At 70.9% G+C, this 17095-nt stretch carries 15 protein-coding genes; 8 read left to right on the top strand and 7 right to left on the bottom strand.

Going from position 1 to position 17095, the window contains the following annotated elements; all coding sequences use genetic code 11:
- The first annotated feature begins 56 nt into the window (after window positions 1–56).
- The 3 genes from U5C87_RS22430 (at window position 57) to U5C87_RS22420 (ending at window position 3528) form a co-directional block, all read left to right on the top strand.
- The gene (locus U5C87_RS22430) at window positions 57–752 is read left to right on the top strand and encodes an SRPBCC family protein (RefSeq protein ID WP_330474591.1); all 696 of its coding nucleotides are present in this window, start codon (window positions 57–59) and stop codon (window positions 750–752) included.
- Window positions 753–939: 187 nt separating this feature from the next.
- A complete protein-coding gene (locus U5C87_RS22425; protein WP_330474590.1) occupies window positions 940–1809 on the top strand; it encodes a nitrilase-related carbon-nitrogen hydrolase in 870 nt (289 codons plus the stop codon).
- A 1491-nt stretch (window positions 1810–3300) separates the two neighbouring features.
- The gene (locus U5C87_RS22420; RefSeq protein ID WP_330474589.1) at window positions 3301–3528 is read left to right on the top strand and encodes a hypothetical protein; all 228 of its coding nucleotides are present in this window, start codon (window positions 3301–3303) and stop codon (window positions 3526–3528) included.
- Window positions 3529–4466: 938 nt separating this feature from the next.
- On the opposite strand, the gene U5C87_RS22415 is transcribed toward U5C87_RS22420, so the two are convergent.
- Together U5C87_RS22415 and U5C87_RS22410 are read right to left on the bottom strand one after the other, a co-directional pair.
- Window positions 4467–4712 (bottom strand): hypothetical protein, encoded by a 246-nt coding sequence (locus U5C87_RS22415; protein WP_330474588.1) that lies wholly within the window; start codon window positions 4710–4712, stop codon window positions 4467–4469.
- A gap of 529 nt (window positions 4713–5241) precedes the next feature.
- Window positions 5242–5916 carry an ATP/GTP-binding protein gene (locus tag U5C87_RS22410; protein WP_330474587.1) on the bottom strand — a complete coding sequence of 225 codons (675 nt, stop codon included), beginning with the start codon at window positions 5914–5916 and terminating at the stop codon, window positions 5242–5244.
- Between the two features lie 177 nt (window positions 5917–6093).
- Here U5C87_RS22410 and U5C87_RS22405 point away from each other — a divergent pair, with 177 nt between their 5' ends.
- Both U5C87_RS22405 and U5C87_RS22400 read left to right on the top strand, forming a co-directional pair.
- Window positions 6094–7992, top strand: a complete 1899-nt coding sequence (locus U5C87_RS22405) for a potassium transporter Kup (protein WP_330474586.1) — start codon at window positions 6094–6096, stop codon at window positions 7990–7992.
- 118 nt (window positions 7993–8110) lie between these two features.
- Window positions 8111–8347, top strand: a complete 237-nt coding sequence (locus U5C87_RS22400; RefSeq protein ID WP_330474585.1) for a hypothetical protein — start codon at window positions 8111–8113, stop codon at window positions 8345–8347.
- A 6-nt stretch (window positions 8348–8353) separates the two neighbouring features.
- On the opposite strand, the gene U5C87_RS22395 is transcribed toward U5C87_RS22400, so the two are convergent.
- From U5C87_RS22395 to U5C87_RS22380, 4 genes are all read right to left on the bottom strand, one after another.
- A complete protein-coding gene (locus U5C87_RS22395) occupies window positions 8354–8881 on the bottom strand; it encodes an NUDIX hydrolase (RefSeq protein WP_330474584.1) in 528 nt (175 codons plus the stop codon).
- Complete coding sequence (locus tag U5C87_RS22390; RefSeq protein WP_330474583.1) at window positions 8878–9648, bottom strand: class I SAM-dependent methyltransferase; 771 nt, start codon at window positions 9646–9648, stop codon at window positions 8878–8880. The genes U5C87_RS22395 and U5C87_RS22390 overlap by 4 nt, the downstream gene beginning before the upstream one ends.
- Window positions 9649–9726: 78 nt before the next feature.
- Window positions 9727–10431, bottom strand: coding sequence for a haloacid dehalogenase type II (locus tag U5C87_RS22385; protein WP_330474582.1), 705 nt, complete (start codon window positions 10429–10431; stop codon window positions 9727–9729).
- A 49-nt stretch (window positions 10432–10480) separates the two neighbouring features.
- Complete coding sequence (locus tag U5C87_RS22380) at window positions 10481–11155, bottom strand: helix-turn-helix transcriptional regulator (protein WP_330474581.1); 675 nt, start codon at window positions 11153–11155, stop codon at window positions 10481–10483.
- A gap of 132 nt (window positions 11156–11287) precedes the next feature.
- On the opposite strand from U5C87_RS22380, the gene U5C87_RS22375 reads away from it, so the two are divergent.
- The 3 genes from U5C87_RS22375 to U5C87_RS22365 are packed head-to-tail and all read left to right on the top strand — an operon-like array spanning window position 11288 to window position 14778.
- The gene (locus U5C87_RS22375; RefSeq protein ID WP_330474580.1) at window positions 11288–11587 is read left to right on the top strand and encodes a DUF2249 domain-containing protein; all 300 of its coding nucleotides are present in this window, start codon (window positions 11288–11290) and stop codon (window positions 11585–11587) included.
- 16 nt (window positions 11588–11603) lie between these two features.
- Window positions 11604–14306 (top strand): multicopper oxidase domain-containing protein, encoded by a 2703-nt coding sequence (locus tag U5C87_RS22370; protein ID WP_330474579.1) that lies wholly within the window; start codon window positions 11604–11606, stop codon window positions 14304–14306.
- 25 nt (window positions 14307–14331) lie between these two features.
- On the top strand, window positions 14332–14778 hold the full coding sequence (locus tag U5C87_RS22365) for a hemerythrin domain-containing protein (RefSeq protein WP_330474578.1): 447 nt from the start codon (window positions 14332–14334) through the stop codon (window positions 14776–14778).
- Here the strand turns inward: U5C87_RS22365 and U5C87_RS22360 are convergent.
- Entirely contained in the window at window positions 14762–17017 is a 2256-nt protein-coding gene (locus tag U5C87_RS22360; RefSeq protein WP_330474577.1) for an MMPL family transporter, read from the bottom strand. The two genes, U5C87_RS22365 and U5C87_RS22360, sit on opposite strands and share 17 nt — an antisense overlap.
- Window positions 17018–17095: the final 78 nt, after the last annotated feature.

The raw sequence follows: 17095 nt of genomic DNA, 5'->3' as shown, positions 1-17095 counted from the left end.
CAACGGACCATCACCAGGATTTCCGGGTTGCCGGATGGAGAAGAGGAGTAAAGCCGATGCAGTTGCTGAATGAGTTCGAGGTCGGTCTCCCCCCTGAGGAGACTTGGACCCTGCTGACCGACCTGGAGAAGGTCGCTCCGTGTCTGCCGGGCGCCTCCATCACTTCGAAGCAGGGCAACGACTTCCACGGCCAGGCTAAGATAAAGGTTGGTCCTATCACGGCTCAATACAAGGGGCTCGCGCAGTTCACCGAACTGGACGCGGCGAACCGGAGGGCGGTCCTCCTGGCTCGCGGCAAGGACGCTCGCGGGCAAGGGGACGCCACCGCCACGGTGACGGCCACACTCACATCGCATGGTGCCGGCACGAAGGTCACGGTCGAGACCGACCTAGCCCTGACCGGCAAGGTGGCCCAGTTCGGGCGTGGCGTGCTGGCCGAGGTGAGTGGTGCTCTGATGGGCCTGTTCGCCGAAAGGCTGCAGGAGATGGTGATTGCCGAGGGCGGTCCGGCCGCAACCGCCGCGACGCCATCGTCGCCAACTGCGCTCGCCGACACCGCCCACCAGACGGCTGTGCGAACTGTGCCGGTCCGGCCGGCAGAGGAGGTCCTCGACGTGTTGGCACTAGCGGGCGGAACTTCGTGGAGCAAGGCACTGCCGGCGGCGGGCACGCTGGTGACCATTGCCGCGGCCCTGATCAGCGTGTTCGCCGCAGGCTATGCCTCGGCGCGAGCTCGTTCGATCGGTCGCTGACAAACGTCTGAGTCTCCCAAAGGGACACCAGGTAGCCACCAAGGGCAGCCTCGTACTCAGCGAGTTTGTGACCCTACGCCCAGCATTGCGACACAGCGGGATGCGTCTCCTTCTGATCAGCGTTCGCAATCAGCCTTGATGAGAAGTCCATGACGCAATCCACGGCACAGACGAGACGGAGACGACAATGAAATCGCCGGTGCGCGTTTCCCTGATTCAGGTCAGCTATGGTGACGGTGAGTCGCTCGCCGATCGGGTTGAGCGTGTCGCAATGCAGGTGGAGGACCTGCCGGATACGGATCTGGTGGTCCTGCCGGAACTGTGGGCCCATGGCGGCTTTGCCTCTGACACTTGGGCAGAACTGGCCGAGACCCTCGACGGCGCCATTGTCCGCCGCCTTGCGGCGGTTGCAGCACGTCGCGGATTCTGGCTGCACGGTGGATCGCTCATAGAGCGGGCCACCGAGGACGCGAGCCGAGGCTTGGAAGGGCGCGGGCTCTGGAATACGGCGGTGTTGCTCTCCCCCGAGGGTGAACTCCGAACAACGTACCGGAAGATCCATCGGTTTGGATTCGGGGACGGTGAGCCGCGGCTGCTCGAGGCGGGCGATCGGCTGGTGGTTACCGATCTTGCCTTCCCTGGGGGGGCTGCTGTGACTCTTGGCTTCGCCACCTGCTATGACCTCCGCTTCCCGGAGATGTTCCGGAACCTGGCCGCCGATGAAGGGGCCGGCATGCTAATAGTGCCGGCCGCTTGGCCGCTTGAGCGCGTCGAGCACTGGAGCCTTCTCGGCCGGGCCCGCGCGGTGGAGAACCAAGCCTGGGTGCTGCAGTGCAACACCGCCGGCACCCACCGTGGAATTACCATGGGTGGACACAGCCAAGTGATCGCGCCGACCGGTGAAGTCGCGGGAGCGTTGGGGGCCGACGAGGGAGTGTTGAGCGTCGAGATTGACCTTCAGCTAGTGGGTGAAACCCGACGGGCCTTCCCGGTTCTGCGAGACCGACGTCTGGGACGACGGAATGCAGCCAGAGTTGGACTGGTCCGACAGCCATGACAGGGGGTCGAACGCGATCTTGGACGGGGCATCGAAGAGACCGCTGAGGTCTCCAGCAACGAGCCGGCGAAGTGCGTGCGCGAGGTCGCTGGCCGTCGCGCGCCAGGTCCGTGGCGCAGGCACCTGGAAGCGATGTGCGCTGCTCCAGCAGGAGATCCACGACCAGTGGCAGCGTCGGCTCGGCTGTCTCAGCTGCCGCGCCGGACAGAGCCACGTCAAGAGCGGTGTGTTTGATGGAGCGCAGTGCGCATCCGAGGGAGGACTGCGCCAAGGATCCGACGAGCGCGCGTCGACTATTGGTCACCAGCGCGTGCCACTGCGCGTCGGCGAGACTAGCCCCACGAGGTGCGGGATCCAAAGGGTTGGGGCGGTCCGTCGATGCGCCACCGAGCTGGAACGCGGCACCGCCGACCGCCTCGGCCACGACCGACCATTCGCCTTTAGGGTCGCTTGGCACGTAGACACGGCGCGCGAAGGCGATGGACCGGGTTGCGAGTGACATGGCGAGGCAGAACTTTCCCTTGCCGACCACGCCGGCCAGGAGGCAGTTGGGGTTGATGATCACGCGATCGCGGTAGAGCACCCAGGGGTCGAAGCAGTAGCCGCCGCCGGACCAGGCGTCCTGGCCGACGTAGACGCCTCTGCTGCCCAGGCCTCCTTCGGCCAGGAAGGGGTATGCGCCCGCCACGACGTCGGAGGTGGCCCGGTGGCCCGGCAGACGAAACCGTCGGTAGGAGCGGCCGGCCTCCGGCCCGCTCTCTCCCTCGGCCGGCATGAAGGCCTTCGGCTCGACGTCCTGTCCACTGACGTGGGCGTGACCACTCCGCCATGGGACTGACGTGGCTTGGCATGGCGACCGCCACGTTGGTGCGCGAGGTGGGGACCGAGCCCGGCACGTTCCTGCGCTACAGGTGGACCCGGTCGACACGACGGGCGCCTGGGGCGAGAGTGTCCAGCGCGCCATCAAGGTCGCCGGGAGAAGCACGCTGCACCGTGACGCTCAGTTCGACGCCTCGGCATGCGCCTTGCGTGTGACGGAGGTCCGAACGCGGTGAACCGGCTGGAACAGGCACAGGAGGCGCTGGGGTGGATGGTCGCCGACCGGCGGCACCTGCACCAGGACCCGGAGGTGGGTCCCGAGCTGCCGGCGACTCACGACTACGTGGCACGCGTCCTCACTGACCTCGGCCTCGATGTCGAGGCCCCACCTTGGGGCGGGGATCGGCGCTCGAATGGCAGGTGCGGCTCCGGACGGCGTCAGCTCGGTCCTACGTGCGGACATGGATGCCCTTCCAGTCACAGAGCGCGCTGCAGTGCCGTTCCCATCGCTCAACGCCCGGCGCCATTCATGCGTGCGGACACGACCTTCGCTTGTCCATGCTGCTTGGAGCGGCGAAAGGTGCTCACCCAGGTGCCGCCCAAGAGGGACACTGTCCTCGTCTCCAGCCGGGGGAGGAGTTGGACCGAGGGGCCTTGGTTGTCCTCGAGCACGTGAACCTGCGCTTCAGCGGCCAGGCCGAGGCCTTCGCGGTCCAGGTCCACGCCACTGCACCCCCGGGGCTGGTTCTTTGGCGACCCGAGGTCTTCATGGCCTACCGCGACTCGTTCACCATCGAGCTGCACGGGCCAAGCGGCCACGCGAGCCAGCCGCACCTCGTCGGTAACCTAGTGGATGCTGCGGGTGAGATCACAGGGGCACTCAAGCTGGCCGTCGCGTAGCTCTCACAGTCCGAGGCGGTGGTCGCAACCGGGCAGAGAGCCAAATCGGCAACACGGTCAAAGTGATTCCCGCCCACGGTCGCCTTCGTGGCACCCTGCGAAGCCTCAGCCCTCGCTCGAGGGCAGCGCTGACCGAGCGTCTAGAGCGCATCGTTTCAGGCGTCGTCCAAAGGCAGGGACTGAGCGGAGATGTCTGCATCCACGAGGGCTATCCCGCGGTGGTCAACGACCCCGCCTTCATGGGCCGGCTGCTCACACGGCTAAGTGAGCGTGACGGGATCGCGGCTACAGCCGAGATGCCGGCGCCGTCATGGTGATTGAGGACTTCGCGTACTTCCTTCGGCGATGGCCGGGAGCGATGGTGTACGTCGGCGCAAGGGGGCAGCACCTCCTTCAACCACGCTGACGACGTCGTCTTCGACGAGAGCGCCCTGGTCGTAGGCGCGGCCCTCCACCTTCTGGTGGCAGAGGCTATCGAGCGCGCTGGTCTAGGCGACGCGGCTTTAGGCCTGTCGCGACGCGCCACCCAGTGCTTGGCTCTCTCCGGCGGACGGCGAAGGTCCATGGCTGAGCACGAACGCCTGTGGGGAATGTGTGGGGAAATGCCGGTGCCTCGCGTATTCTTGCTGCTCAGCGAATCGCAGGGTCCGGACTGTAAAGCCGTAGGTGCGTCGCCCTAGCGGCAACTCCGAATGCATGCGCTGGTCAGTCGTCCCCTGTCGGACGCGTCGGCATTTCGCGGGTGACGACGCTGTGCTCGGCACATCGAGGTCACCAGCTGTGGTCCCACTTCTGGTCTCATCCGTGCGGATCCGCGAACGTTCAGAGATGTTGCTTTCGGCCCATCCGAGCGTCTAACGGCGTGGAGATTCCTGCCCGGACACCGCGGTGCAGAGCTCGAAGCGTATAGGGACGGAAACCGCCTGGCCATACCTTCGCTACCGGCCCTGCGGATACGGCTTCCGGGACGGACTCACCACCCCCGCTTTTTTGTCGTCGGTTTTGTCCGACGAGCGGCGCCGGTCGTCATTCGCGTCGGCGGTGCGGACCGGCACTCCGTCATCGGCGGTGGATCCGGCCTTGTCCAAAAGGCCAGACGCGCCGTCGGCGTCGTTCTTGTCATCCCGGCCGTTGCCGCTTGCCCGTTCATGGTCCACGCGAATGTCCGCGTCAACGATGGGCACACCCTGGTCCGTCTGAGGCTCCTCGTCGCGACCATCGAAAGCGGCCGATATCGCCGCGGCGGCCGCGACAGGCACGCCCGCGTTGCCAAGGGTGCCAGCTGGTTGGTGATGCCTCCTCCTCGGCTGTCGCTTGTGTGTGGGGGTTGACAGCCCGTTGGTGAAGCGCTCTCGTGCCCATAGCTATGCCTACCGCGCCGGAACCAGGGCATCCAGCGGGGTGTGAAGGTAGTCGCCAAGCTGAGGCCCGCCGGACAGGTTGCCCTCGACGCCGCGGGTGGTCCGGGGGGCCTAGCGTGGGTCAGGACCAGGCTGGTGGAGAACGCCGGCTCGCGGCACGGATCGGCAGGGATGGACATGCGCAATCGAACGTGGATCGCACGACCGGCGTTGTCGTCAAGTTCGTCGATGGCTTTTACGCAGGTCAGCGCACGTTTCGGCCGTCCTTCCCCTCGACGGCTTGTAAACAGGCGGTTAGGGGTTCGAGTCCCCTCGCCAGCTCCACCTCCGGGTCCGTGGTCCGGACCCGCTGCTAGCCGCCGGTCGCCGAACGCGGCGGGGTTGCGACCTGGGCGGGGTGGTTCGGGCGCCTGAGCGAGGCCTCGAGGTTGCGCGAGCAGCAGGCCGGCAGCTCGGCGAGCAGGAGCGCGACCACCGAGCGGGCCTTGTCCACGAAGTCACCGGTCGGCTCGACGAGGACCCTGCGCGGGTGCCCGCGCCAGGCCCTCTCGAGGTGGGCGTCGATCGCGGCCGCGGCGGCCGCGGTCTCCACCCGCAACGGGTTGGCGTGGTCGTAGCCGACGGTCGGCGTCCGCAGGTGGACGACGAGGTCGTAGCGATCGAACTCCTCCCGGGCCTCGGTGCCGGTCGCGGCCCAGAAGTCCTCCGGCGGTCCGGGCCAGTAGGCGAGGCCGTCGACGGTGCCCCGGTCGCACAGGACGACGGCCGGGCGCGCGACGTCCCCGGTCACCTCGAGCTCGCGCTGGACGTGGAAGATCGCTCGCTGGGCGGCGCGCCGGGACTCCCGGTCCTGTTGCCGGGGGAAGCCGCCGCCGAAGACGATGGTCGCCGCCTCGGGAAGGATGAGGACGTGCTCGCACAGCGTGTGACGCACCATCTCGAGGACGGCGGTCTTGCCCGCGCCGGGTCCGCCGGTCAGGACGATCCGTTCCCGGTCGTGGGTCTCGGTGCAGCCGCACGCGGTCACGGCTCAGCCTCCTTCGGCAGCCCCCCGCTCTGCTTCCAGTGTCCTCTCCCTGCGCGCGGTGGGAGCCGTTCCCTTCGTCACTGCTGGCGCCGGATCGCGCGTCTTGACGCGATCTTGACGGCCCGACCCCTCCGACGACGGGGTCGGCGCGCTGGAGGCCTGCGAGGATGGCTGGTCGTGGAACACGTACCGAACCGCTCACGTCGCGGCGTCGCAGGGCTCGCACTCGGTGCCCTCGGCGTCGTCTTCGGGGACATCGGCACGTCGCCGCTGTATGCCCTGCAGACCGTCTTCTCCGTCGACCACAACATGGTGGCCACGTCGGCGGGAGACGTCTTCGGCGTCATCTCCCTCGTCTTCTGGTCGGTGACGCTCGTCGTCTCCGTGAAGTACGTCGTGTTCATCCTCCGGGCCGACAACGACGGCGAGGGCGGCGTCATGGCCCTCGCCGCCCTGGCGCGCACCGCCGTCCGACCGGGCGGCAGGAGGTACGGCCTGGTCATGCTGCTCGGCGTGCTCGGTGCCTCGCTCTTCTACGGCGACAGCGTCATCACGCCGGCCATCTCCGTCATGTCCGCGATCGAGGGTCTCTCGGTGTCGACGCCCGGGGTGGAGCACCTCGTGGTGCCCATCGGCGCGGCGATCATCACGCTGCTCTTCGCGGGCCAGCGGTTCGGCACCGAGCTCGTCGGCCGCTTCTTCGGGCCCGTCATGGCTGTCTGGTTCGCCGTCCTCGCGGTGCTCGGCGGCGCGCAGGTCGTCAGGGACCCGTCGATCCTGGCCGGGCTGTCGCCCCACTACGCGGTGCTGTTCGTCGTCGAGCACCCGGGGATCGCCTTCGTGGCCATGGGTGCCGTCGTGCTGTCGATCACCGGCGCCGAGGCGTTGTATGCCGACATGGGCCATTTCGGGCCCGTTCCCATCCGTCGGGCGTGGTTCTTCGTCGTCTTCCCCGCGCTCACGCTGAACTACCTCGGGCAGGGCGCGCTGATCCTCCGCGACCCGTCGACGGCGGTCAGCCCCTTCTTCCACCTCGCCCCGGACGCCCTCGGCTTCCCGCTCGTCATCCTCTCGACGGTCGCGACGGTCATCGCCTCGCAGGCGGTCATCTCCGGTGCGTACTCGGTGTCCCGGCAGGCGGAGCGCCTCGGCTACCTCCCACGGCTGACGGTCCGCCACACCTCCCAGCGGGAACGTGGCCAGATCTACGTGCCGGCGGTGAACTGGACGCTGTTCGTCGGGGTCATCGCGCTGCTCCTGCTCTTCGGCTCCTCCGAGCGCCTGGCCACCGCCTACGGGCTGGCGGTGACGGGCACCTTCCTCATCACCACGACCCTCTTCCTCATCTACGCGGAGGCAGGGTGGGGCTGGGACCGTCGTCGCCTGCTGATGATCGGCATCCCTCTCGGGCTGCTCGAGCTAACCTACTTCGGGGCGAACCTGACCAAGATCCTGCACGGCGGCTGGCTGCCGCTGTTCATCGCGGTCCTCGTCGCGACGGTGATGCTGACCTGGCAGCGCGGCCGTGGGCTGGTCACCGACCGCCGCACCGAGATGGAGGGTCCGCTCGAGCCGTTCATCGAGTGGCTGCACGGCGACCCGGTCGCGAAGGTGCCCGGAACGGCCGTGTTCCTGCACCCCGGCAAGGACTCGACGCCGTTGGCGCTGCGCGAGAACGCGACCTTCAACCACGTCATCCACGAGCTCGTCCTCATCGTCAGCATCTCCTCCGAGAACGTCCCCTTCGTGCCCGACGACGAGCGAGTCGTGCTCGACCACCTCGGCGACCCCTACGACGCCATCACCCACCTGACGCTGCGGTTCGGCTTCCAGGAGGAGCAGGACGTCCCGCGCGCCCTGGCGCTCGCCCGGGCCCAAGGCCTTGTCGACGTCGACACCGACGACGCCTACTACTTCCTGTCCCGCATCTCGCTCGACCGGGGAGCCGAGCCGACGATGCCGCCGTGGCGCAAGCGGCTCTTCCTCGCGCTGGCCCACAACGCGGCGTCGCCCACCGGCTACTTCAACCTGCCGGAGGACCGCACCGTGTCGATGGGCGCCACGGTCACCTTCTGATCCATGGCGGTGCAGGCCGTGAGGGCCTGCAGTCACACTCTGCCGACCTCGATCGTCATCATGGCAGCACGTCGATCAGCGACGTCGACCAGTGACAGCGACCAGCAAGGAGACGACCATGAAGAGCATGACCTGCCGCGCCCTCGGAGGGCCCTGCGACCTCGCGCACCAGGGTGAGAGCGCCGACGACGTCATCAAGGCCCAGGACCGCCACCTCAAGGAGGCGGTGGCCAGCGGCGACGCGACCCACCAGGAGGCTCGCGACGCCATGAAGGGCCGGTGGCGCCACCCCAAGAAGTCGATGGACTGGTACCGCGACACCAAGCAGGCCTTCGCTGCGATCAGCGAGAGCTGACGCCCGTCACGGTCGGTCGACGGGCACCCGGCCAGGACCGAGGTGGTGCTCGACGATCGGCCACCAGTGCCGGGCGCCGAGGCCGGCGCGGGCGCTCGCGAGGTCGACCCACTCGCCGGCCACCACGGGCTCCGGGTCGTCGTCGACGGTGAGGACGGGCACGTGGGCCCACGGCACAGGGTGGGGATAGGTGGCGTCGGGGACGCGAACGACGTTGCGCACGAAGCCGATACACCGGATCGGAATGTCGCTCGCCGCGCCGAGGACCTCGGCCACGAGGCGTGCCACCCCGAGCGAGGGGTCGGCGCGCTCGGGGCCGGGCTCGAGGTAGCGCGTCGGCAGGTCGAGCCCCTTGCCGCTCGGCACACAGAAGAAGCGAGCGGGCACCCCGTCCGGGCGCCGGGCCAGCAGGAGCCGCACGATGATCGTCGGCTCGGGCAGCGGCACGTCGTCGCCGACCCAGACCTCCGCGTCGCCGCCGGCAGGAAGCCAGGCGGCGCCGCTGGTCGTGACGAGCAGCCGCGCACCCGTCACGGGAGGTCCGCCACCCGACGAGCGAGGTGGACGGTGACGTCGGCGCTGATCTCGACCGTCTCGGGCAGGACCTGCAGGACCTGGTCGAACACCTGCGCCCGGTCGGCAGCCGGCAGCTCGAGGTAGGCCGAGACCGTCGACAGATAGCCGACGAAGTCGCCGGCACCCATCGTCAGGCGTCGCTCGATGACCGACTGCTCCACGTCGGTGAACCACTCGGACCGCTCGAGCTCGGTGCCCGGCCACTGCATCGGCTGGTCTGCCGGCGTCCCGTCGGGAGAGGCCATCTCGTCGCTCTCGAGGAACGGCTCCCGGGCCGCGCGCACGGCGTCCGCGACGGCCGGGTCGGCCAGCTGGACCGGGCCGCCGAACGACGCGAGCACGCCGCCGGGCTCCAGCAGCGCGGCCATGCGCGACCACCGGCCTTCCGGCTGCGTCCAGTGCAGCGCGGCTGCGGCGTAGACGAGGTCGTGACGACCGGCGTCCCCGAGGTCCTCGAACGCCGCCTGCCGGGTCGTGACGGTCGCTGGCACGTGGCGGCGCAGCTCCTCGAGCATGGCTGCGTCGGGCTCCGTCGCCGTGACCGCGACGCCGCGGCCGGCGAACAGCCGGGTGGCCTTGCCGGTGCCCGCGCCGATCTCGAGCGCCGTCCCGATTGGCCGTCCTACGTAGGCCGACACCGCGTCGAACAGCCCCTCGGGGTAGCCCGGACGGAACCTCTCGTATGCCGCGGCGACCGTCCCGAAGCTCAGTGCACGTCCATCCATGCCGAGCATCCTGACACGGCGCTCGTCACGCGGCGCGCGTCACCCAGCGACGTCACCCGGCAACGTCACCCAGCGACGTCACTTGGCGGCCGGCAGCTCCTCCAGGTGGGCCGCGAGCGCGGGGAGCGAGCGCGCGACGAGGTCGGCGGGCTCCATGGCGTCCGGGTAGGGCGCACCCGTCCGGTCGATCCATGCCGCCCGCAGCCCGGCAGCCTTGGCGCCGTGGACGTCCCACGGGTGGACGGCCACGAGCATCGCGTCCTCGGCTGCCACGCCGCACTTGCCCAACGCATACGCGTAGGCCGATGCCGCGGGCTTCCAGGCGGGCGCGTCCTCGACCGAGAGCACGTGCTCGAAGGCGTCGCGGATGCCGCCGCGTTCGAAGAGGCCCTCGGCGATGTCGGCCGACCCGTTGCTCAGGGTCACCAGCCGCAGCCCGAGCGCCCGCAGCGCCTGGATCCCGTCGCGCACGTCGTCGTGGAGGGGGAGGGCGAGGAAGCCGGCCATGATGTGGCGCGTCGCGGCCTCGACGTTCGCCTTGTCGTGCAGCACCGTGTGCAGGGACGAGCGGGCGACGTCGGCGAACGCGGCGTTGCGGCCCGTCACGGCCAGGGCGAAACCGTCGCGCAGCAGGCCGGCGAACCACGGCGCGGCGAGGTAGGGCGGCACGCCGACCTCGACGAACCGGTCGCCGAGGTGGGTCATGTCCGACAGCGTCTCGTTGACGTCGAGGACGAGGAGCCGGGGTCGCCGGTCGAGGGCGGAGGGCGTCGCTGAGGTCATGCCCCATGGTGCCCCCGTGCCGCGCGCGGCGTCTCGCGTCCCGCGAAGGTCAGCGACGGCGCAGGTGCACGAGGCAGGCGCCCTCGCGGGCGAAGGGGGCGAGCTCCACCTCGACGTCGGTGGTCCCGGCGTCGTCGAGGGCGGCGCGCAGCATCTCCTCGTGCATCGTGCACACGACGCCGGGGTGGGCCCGCGCCGAGGCCAGGACCGGGCACGTGCGCAGGGCCACGTCCCCCGACGGGTCCCGCTCCGGGGAGAAGCCCGCGGTCCGCAGGAGCGTGGTCACCGGTTCGACGGGGGAGGGCGCGCCCGCCGGCGCGGAAGGAGCCTTCCTCGCCGGCCGCGACGCGGGGCCGTGCGCGAGCTGCGACGCCCACAGCCGTCCGATGGCCCGGGCGTGGGTCTCGGCGTCCGGTGTCGTGGAGAGGTGCTCGGCCATGGCGGCCACGAGCTCGTCGGTGGCGACGGGCTCCGCCACCTGCACGGCCTCGAGCACGAGTCGTCCGCGCGGGGTCAGTCGGTGCCCGTGGGCCGGCCGTCCCCGGGTCCCCGCCACCAGCGGGACGCGCTCGAGCAGCCCGTCGTCGACGAGCTGGCTGAGGTGGCCACGCGTCGAGTTCGGGTGGCCGCCGAGGTCTGCAGCCAGGTCGCCGACCGTCGTCTCCCCGCCGGCGACCTCACGGTCCGCGACCGCTGCGAGCACCCGGCGGCGCGCGGGTGGCACCTCCGGGAGCGGGATCGGACCGCGGACGCCGTCGACCGAACCGGCTCGGTTTGGCGTGGGCCGCGGGCCGGGAGTATTTTTCACATGGCGAGTGTAATAAATACTCCGCCCATCCGCACCCGAGGAGACATCGTGACCGCAGCCCAGCCCCTACCCGTGTCCGACATCAGCGCGCCCGCGTGCGGGTGCGGCTGCTCCGACGAGGGCGAGCCGGAGCTCGACGTCCGGGTCATCCCGCACGCCATCCGGCACGCGACCGTGTTCGGTGCGCTGGGGGCCGTGCCCGCGGGTGGGTCGATGCGTCTCGTGGCACCGCACGACCCCAAGCCGCTGCTCGCCCAGATCGCCGAGCGCGAGAGCGGCGCCATCGAGGTCACCTACCTCGTCACCGGGCCGGACGCCTGGACTCTGCGCCTGGCCCGTCGCGCCTGACGCACGACATCCGCCCGTGCCCGACACCGACAGCACGCCTGACCCCGCGCCCACCAGGACCGCGGACCACGGCGAGCGTCCCACTGCAGCAGCGCTTCCCGGCCGCGGCAACTGGCCGCTGCGTGACCACCCGACGACGCTCTGGCTGACGGCTGCGCTCGTGGTCGCCGCCGTCGGGCGAGGTCTGCCGGCATCGGACTGGCTCGTCGTGCACCTCGTGCTGCTCGGTGCGGTCACCCACGCGGCCATGGTGTGGAGCACGCACTTCGCCCAGGCCCTCCTGAAGACGCCGCCGACGGTCGACGGGCGGCGAGAGCAGGGGCGACGGCTCGCGCTGCTCGTCACCGGCACCTTCCTCGTCCTCGTCGGCGTCCCTGCCGGCTGGTGGGCCGTGACGCTCGCCGGCGCCACGACCGCAGCCGCCGCCGTCACCTGGCACGGCGTGCAGCTCTGGCGCCGGCTGCGGTCCGCGCTGCCCGGCCGCTTCCGGATCACGATCCGCTACTACCTCGCCGCTGCGGCCTGCATGCCGGTGGGCGCGACCTTCGGCGTGCTCCTCGCGCGCCAGCCGGCGGACCCGTGGCACGCCCGGCTCCTCGTCGCCCACTCGCTCACCATGGCCCTGGGCTGGCTCGGCCTCACCGTCACCGGGACCCTCGTCACCCTCTGGCCGACGATGTTGCGGGCCAAGATGGACGACCGGGCCGAAACGCTGGCCCGACAGGCACTCCCGCTGCTCGGTGGCGCTCTGTGCGTCGCGGTCACCGGCGCCCTCCTCGACGTGCGGACACTCTGCGCGACGGCACTGCTGGCGTATGCCGTGGGCCTGCTCTGGTGGGGTCGCGCCCTCCTCGCGCCGGCCCGTCGCAGTCCGCCCCGGCGCTTCGCCACCGTGTCGGCCGCGGCGGCACTCGCGTGGCTCGTCGCGACCGTCGTCGGGGTCGCCGTCCTGCTGCTCGGCGCAACGGACTGGTCAGCGGTCGGCGACCGGTACGACCGCGTGGCCGGCGCGCTCGCGGTCGGCTTCGCCCTCCAGCTCGTCCTCGCCGCCCTGAGCCACCTCGTGCCGAGCGTCCTGGGCGGCGGTCCCTCGGCGGTGCGCGCGGGCCTCGGGTGGTTCGAGCGGGGGGCGCCCTTCCGGGTCGTCGTCCTCAACGCCGCGGTCCTGCTGTGGCTGCTGCCCCTGCCGTCTGCCCCCCGTGTCGTCGCTGCCGTCGCGGCCTGCCTCGCGATCGCCTCGTTCCTCCCGCTCGTCGGGCTCTCGGTCCGGGACTCCGTCCGGGCTCGCCGTGCGGCCTCCGGCCCGGACGGCCCTTCGACCCGGGTTCCGATGCGAACCCCGTTGCAGGACAAGCCCTTCTGGTCCTCGCCGCAGATCCCGGCAGCACTCTCCGTGATGGCCCTCGCCGTCGCGGTCGGCCTGGGGCTGCCGCCGGCCGCCCGCGCCACAGAGGCCGGGGACGGCACCACCCCCACCGGCCACACGACCACGGTCCGTGTCGTCGCCGACGCCATGCGGTTCACGCCCGCCACGATCACCGTCCCGCGCGGCGACCGGCTCGTCGTCGAGCTGACGAACCGCGACGCCACGACCACCCACGACCTCGTCCTCGACACCGGGGCCCGCACCCCGCGCCTGGCCCCCGGCGCCACCGCCCGCCTCGACGCGGGCGTCGTCGGCGGACCGGTCGAGGGCTGGTGCTCCGTCGTCGGGCACCGGCAGATGGGCATGGTGCTGCACGTCAGGGTCTCCGGCGCGCCCGCAGCGGAGGGCGCCCCGGCCGCGGCCCTGCCCGGCCCGGCCTCCGGTGGCCACGCGATGCCGGCGACCCCGGGGCAGCCGGGCCACTCGGCCATGGCACCGGGCTTCACGGCATACGACCCCGTCCTCCCTCCGCTCACCGCAGCGCGTACCCACCGCGTGACGCTCACCGTCGAGGAGCAGGAGCAGGAGGTCGCGCCGGGGCGGTGGCAGCGGCGGTGGACCTACGACGGCACGTCGCCCGGCCCGACCCTGCACGGCCGCGTCGGCGACGTCTTCGAGGTCACCCTCGTCAACCACGGCACGATGGGCCACTCCGTCGACTTCCACGCGGGGTCTCGTGCGCCGGACGACGTCATGCGCACGGTCCCGCCGGGCGGCAGCCTCACCTACCGCTTCACGGCGACGAGAGCCGGCATCTGGATGTACCACTGCGCGACGATGCCGATGTCGGCCCACATCTCGGCCGGCCTCTTCGGCGCCGTCGTCATCGAGCCGCCGGACCTGCCGGCCGTGGACCGGTCGTACCTGCTCGTGCAGTCCGAGGCCTACCTCGGTGCCAGCACGGCACGCGGCAGCGCCAGTGAGGTGGATGCGACCAAGGCACAGGGCGACTCGCCGGACGTCGTCGCCTTCAACGGTGTCGCCGACCAGTACGACACGACACCCCTGACCGCACGGGTGGGGGAGCGGGTCCGCTTCTGGGTGCTCGATGCCGGCCCCAACCGGCCGACGAGCTTCCACGTCGTCGGGGCGCAGTTCGACGCCGCCTGGGCCGAGGGTGCCTGGCTGCTGCGCCCCGGGACGTCCGGGGGCAGCCAGACGCTGTCGCTCGGCGCCTCCCAGGGCGGTTTCGTCGACACAGCGTTCGCGGAGCCGGGCCACTACGCATTCGTCGACCACGTGATGGCGGACGCCGAGCGCGGCGCCCACGGCATCATGGTCGTCACGCCGTGACGACCACCACCGAAGGGAACAGCTGATGTGCAGCTACTGCGGGTGTGCTGACCTCGAGGTCGTCGGCCGGTTCATGGCCGAGCACGAGCACATCGTCAACCACCTCGGCGCCCTGCGCGACGGGCTCGAGGACCCGGTCCGGCGCCGTGCGGCGGCAGAGACACTCGCGGCGCACCTGCTGCCCCACGTCGAGGCCGAGGAGGCCGGGCTCTTCACGGTCATGGCCCGCGACGAGGTCTTCACCGACCACATCAGCCGGCTGTGCGGCGAGCACCACGAGCTCGACGACCTGCTCGCGCGCGTCGCCGACGGCGAGGTCGACCTCTACCCGCGCTTCGAGGACGCCCTCCGCGAGCACATCAACCGCGAGGACAACGGGCTCTTCCCCGCCGCGGCCATCCACCTCGGGGGCCAGGAGTGGGACGAGGTGGAGCGGTTGACCCCGAGGGCCGGGGTCAGGACGGACCGCTAGGGGACGACTCGCGGGGCGTGCCGTCGTCCAGACGCGCGTGGACGTCGACAACGGACTCGGAGCCCGGCTCGTGGCGGCCGGCACGGGGCAGTCCGACCGGCCACCAGATCCGGTCGCCGAGGTCGTAGGAGACCGCCGGCACGAGCAGGCTCCGGACGACGAGCGTGTCGAGGAGCACGCCGAAGGCGACGATGAAGGCGATCTGGACGAGGAAGAGGATCGGCAGCACCGCGAGGGCGGAGAAGGTCGATGCCAGGACGATGCCCGCGCTCGTGATGACCCCGCCCGTGACGGCGAGCGCGACGAGGATGCCCGGACGGGTGCCGCGCGAGCGCGACTCCTCACGGACGCGGGTCATGAGGAAGATCGAGTAGTCGATGCCGAGGGCCACGAGGAAGACGAAGCCGTAGAGGGGCGTCGACGGGTCCGAGCCCGGGAAGTCGAAGACGTGGTTGAACGCGATCGCCGAGACCCCCATGGTCGCGGCGAACGACAGGACGTTCGCGGCGACGAGGACGAGCGGCGCGATGATCGAGCGCAGCAGCAGCACGAGCACGACGAAGATCACGGCGAGGATCGTCGGGATGATGACCTTGAGGTCACGCTCGCTCGCCAGCCGCACGTCGAGGTTGGTCGCCGTCGTGCCACCGACGAGAACGTCGCTCCCGACGCGGTCCAGCGAACTGCGGAGCGTCTCGATCGTGTCCTCGGCCGCCACGCTGTCGGCGGCCGCGTCGAGGGTGGCCTGCACGATGACCTGCCCGTCGACGACCTTGGGCGGCTGGCCCGGGACGAGGCCCACCTGCGGGTTGCTCACGCCCTCCGTGGCCTCGAGCACCTGGACCACGGCGTCGGCCTTCGCCTGCGGTGCGGCGATCTGGACGGGGGAGCCGGAGCCGGCGGGGAAGTGGCGGGCCAGCACCTCCTGCCCGGTGACGGAGTCGACCTTCGTGAGGAACAGGTCCGACTGGGCGATGCCGCGGGCGTTGAGCGTCGGCAGGAAGGCGGCGCACGCCAGCAGCGCGAGCAACGTGATCACCCAGGTGCGGCGCGGACGGCGCCCGACCAGGCCGGCGACCCGGCCCCAGATGCCGCGCGTGCCGACGGCGTCGGCGCTGTGGACGTGGTCGACCCGCGGGACCTGCGGCCAGAAGATGCGGCGACCGATGAGGAGCAGCACCGCGGGCAGGAACGTCAGTGACGCGACGAAGGCCCCGACGATGCCGAGCGCCCCGACGGGCCCCAGCCCCTTGGTGCTGCCGAGGTCGGACAGCCGCAGGCAGAGCAGGCCCAGGACGACGGTGGCGGCGCTCGCCGCGATCGGCTCGAGCGAGGCCCGCCAGGCCGTCTTCATCGCGGCCCACGTCGACTCCTCGTCGTGCAGCTCCTCCTTGAAGCGGGCGACGAGCAGCAGCGCGTAGTCCGTGGCCGCACCGACGACGAGGATCGACAGGATGCCCTGGCTCTGGCCGCTCAGGCTGATGGCGCCGTTCTTGGCGAGCGGGAAGACGACGAGCGCGGCGAGCGACAGGCCGAACATCGCCGTGATGAGCACGGCGAAGGGCAGGATCGGGCTGCGGTAGACGATGAGCAGGATGAGGAAGACGACGCCGAGGGCGACGAGCAGCAGGATGCCGTCGATGCCGCTGAAGGCGATGATGAAGTCGGCGAAGAAGCCGCCGGCGCCCGTGACGTGGACCGTGAGTCCCGACGACCCCAACGACGACGCCGCGGACTCACGCAGGGCCTGCGCGACGGCATACAACGCCGTGTCGCCGTTGATGGTCACCTCGGCCTGGTCCGCGAGGAACGCGACCGGGACGAGGGTGGCCTGCTTGTCCTGGCTGGGGATCGCGGCCGTCGGGGGGGCCTGGAGGAACTCGCCCACCGTGCGGCTCGGGTCGGCGAGCTTGAGGTCGGGGATGCCGGCCACCCAGGTCTGGATCGCCTGGAGGTCGGCAGGCGTCAGCCCGCTCGTGCGCTCGACGACGACGAGGTAGGGCAGCGTCTGCGTGTCGGTGGTGCGCTGCACGAGCTTGCTCACCGACGTCGACTCGGCCGAGGGTGGCAGGAAGTTGGCGTTGTCGTTGGTCGCGACCTCCGACAGCCGTCCGACGAGCGGGCCACCCGCGCCGCCGATGGCGAGCCAGGCGAGGACGGCGAGGGCCGCGATCCACCGCACGGCGGCGCGTCCCCTCGGTCTCGTCGGCCCGCCCGTGCCCCGAGAAGTCTCGCTCATGGTCACATCATGGAGCAGACGCAGGCGGCAAGGTTGGACACCGCGAGGAGACGACGGGTGTGCCGGCCCGGCGGCCCG

The organism is Terrabacter sp. C0L_2 (assembly GCF_036352015.1).
Lineage (GTDB): Bacteria > Actinomycetota > Actinomycetes > Actinomycetales > Dermatophilaceae > Terrabacter > Terrabacter tumescens.
Note: the sequence above shows the minus strand (reverse complement) of the source record. Positions and strands in the feature narration are given on the sequence as shown.

Excerpts from the sequence above, each read along its gene's own strand:
- U5C87_RS22425 (WP_330474590.1), top strand. The coding sequence starts at position 940 with ATGAAATCGCCGGTGCGCGTTTCCCTGATTCAGGTCAGCTATGGTGAC.
- U5C87_RS22360 (WP_330474577.1), bottom strand. The coding sequence starts at position 17,017 with ATGAGCGAGACTTCTCGGGGCACGGGCGGGCCGACGAGACCGAGGGGA.
- U5C87_RS22385 (WP_330474582.1), bottom strand. The coding sequence starts at position 10,431 with ATGACCTCAGCGACGCCCTCCGCCCTCGACCGGCGACCCCGGCTCCTC.
- U5C87_RS22430 (WP_330474591.1), top strand. The coding sequence starts at position 57 with ATGCAGTTGCTGAATGAGTTCGAGGTCGGTCTCCCCCCTGAGGAGACT.
- U5C87_RS22390 (WP_330474583.1), bottom strand. The coding sequence starts at position 9,648 with ATGGATGGACGTGCACTGAGCTTCGGGACGGTCGCCGCGGCATACGAG.
- U5C87_RS22400 (WP_330474585.1), top strand. The coding sequence starts at position 8,111 with ATGAAGAGCATGACCTGCCGCGCCCTCGGAGGGCCCTGCGACCTCGCG.
- U5C87_RS22365 (WP_330474578.1), top strand. The coding sequence starts at position 14,332 with ATGTGCAGCTACTGCGGGTGTGCTGACCTCGAGGTCGTCGGCCGGTTC.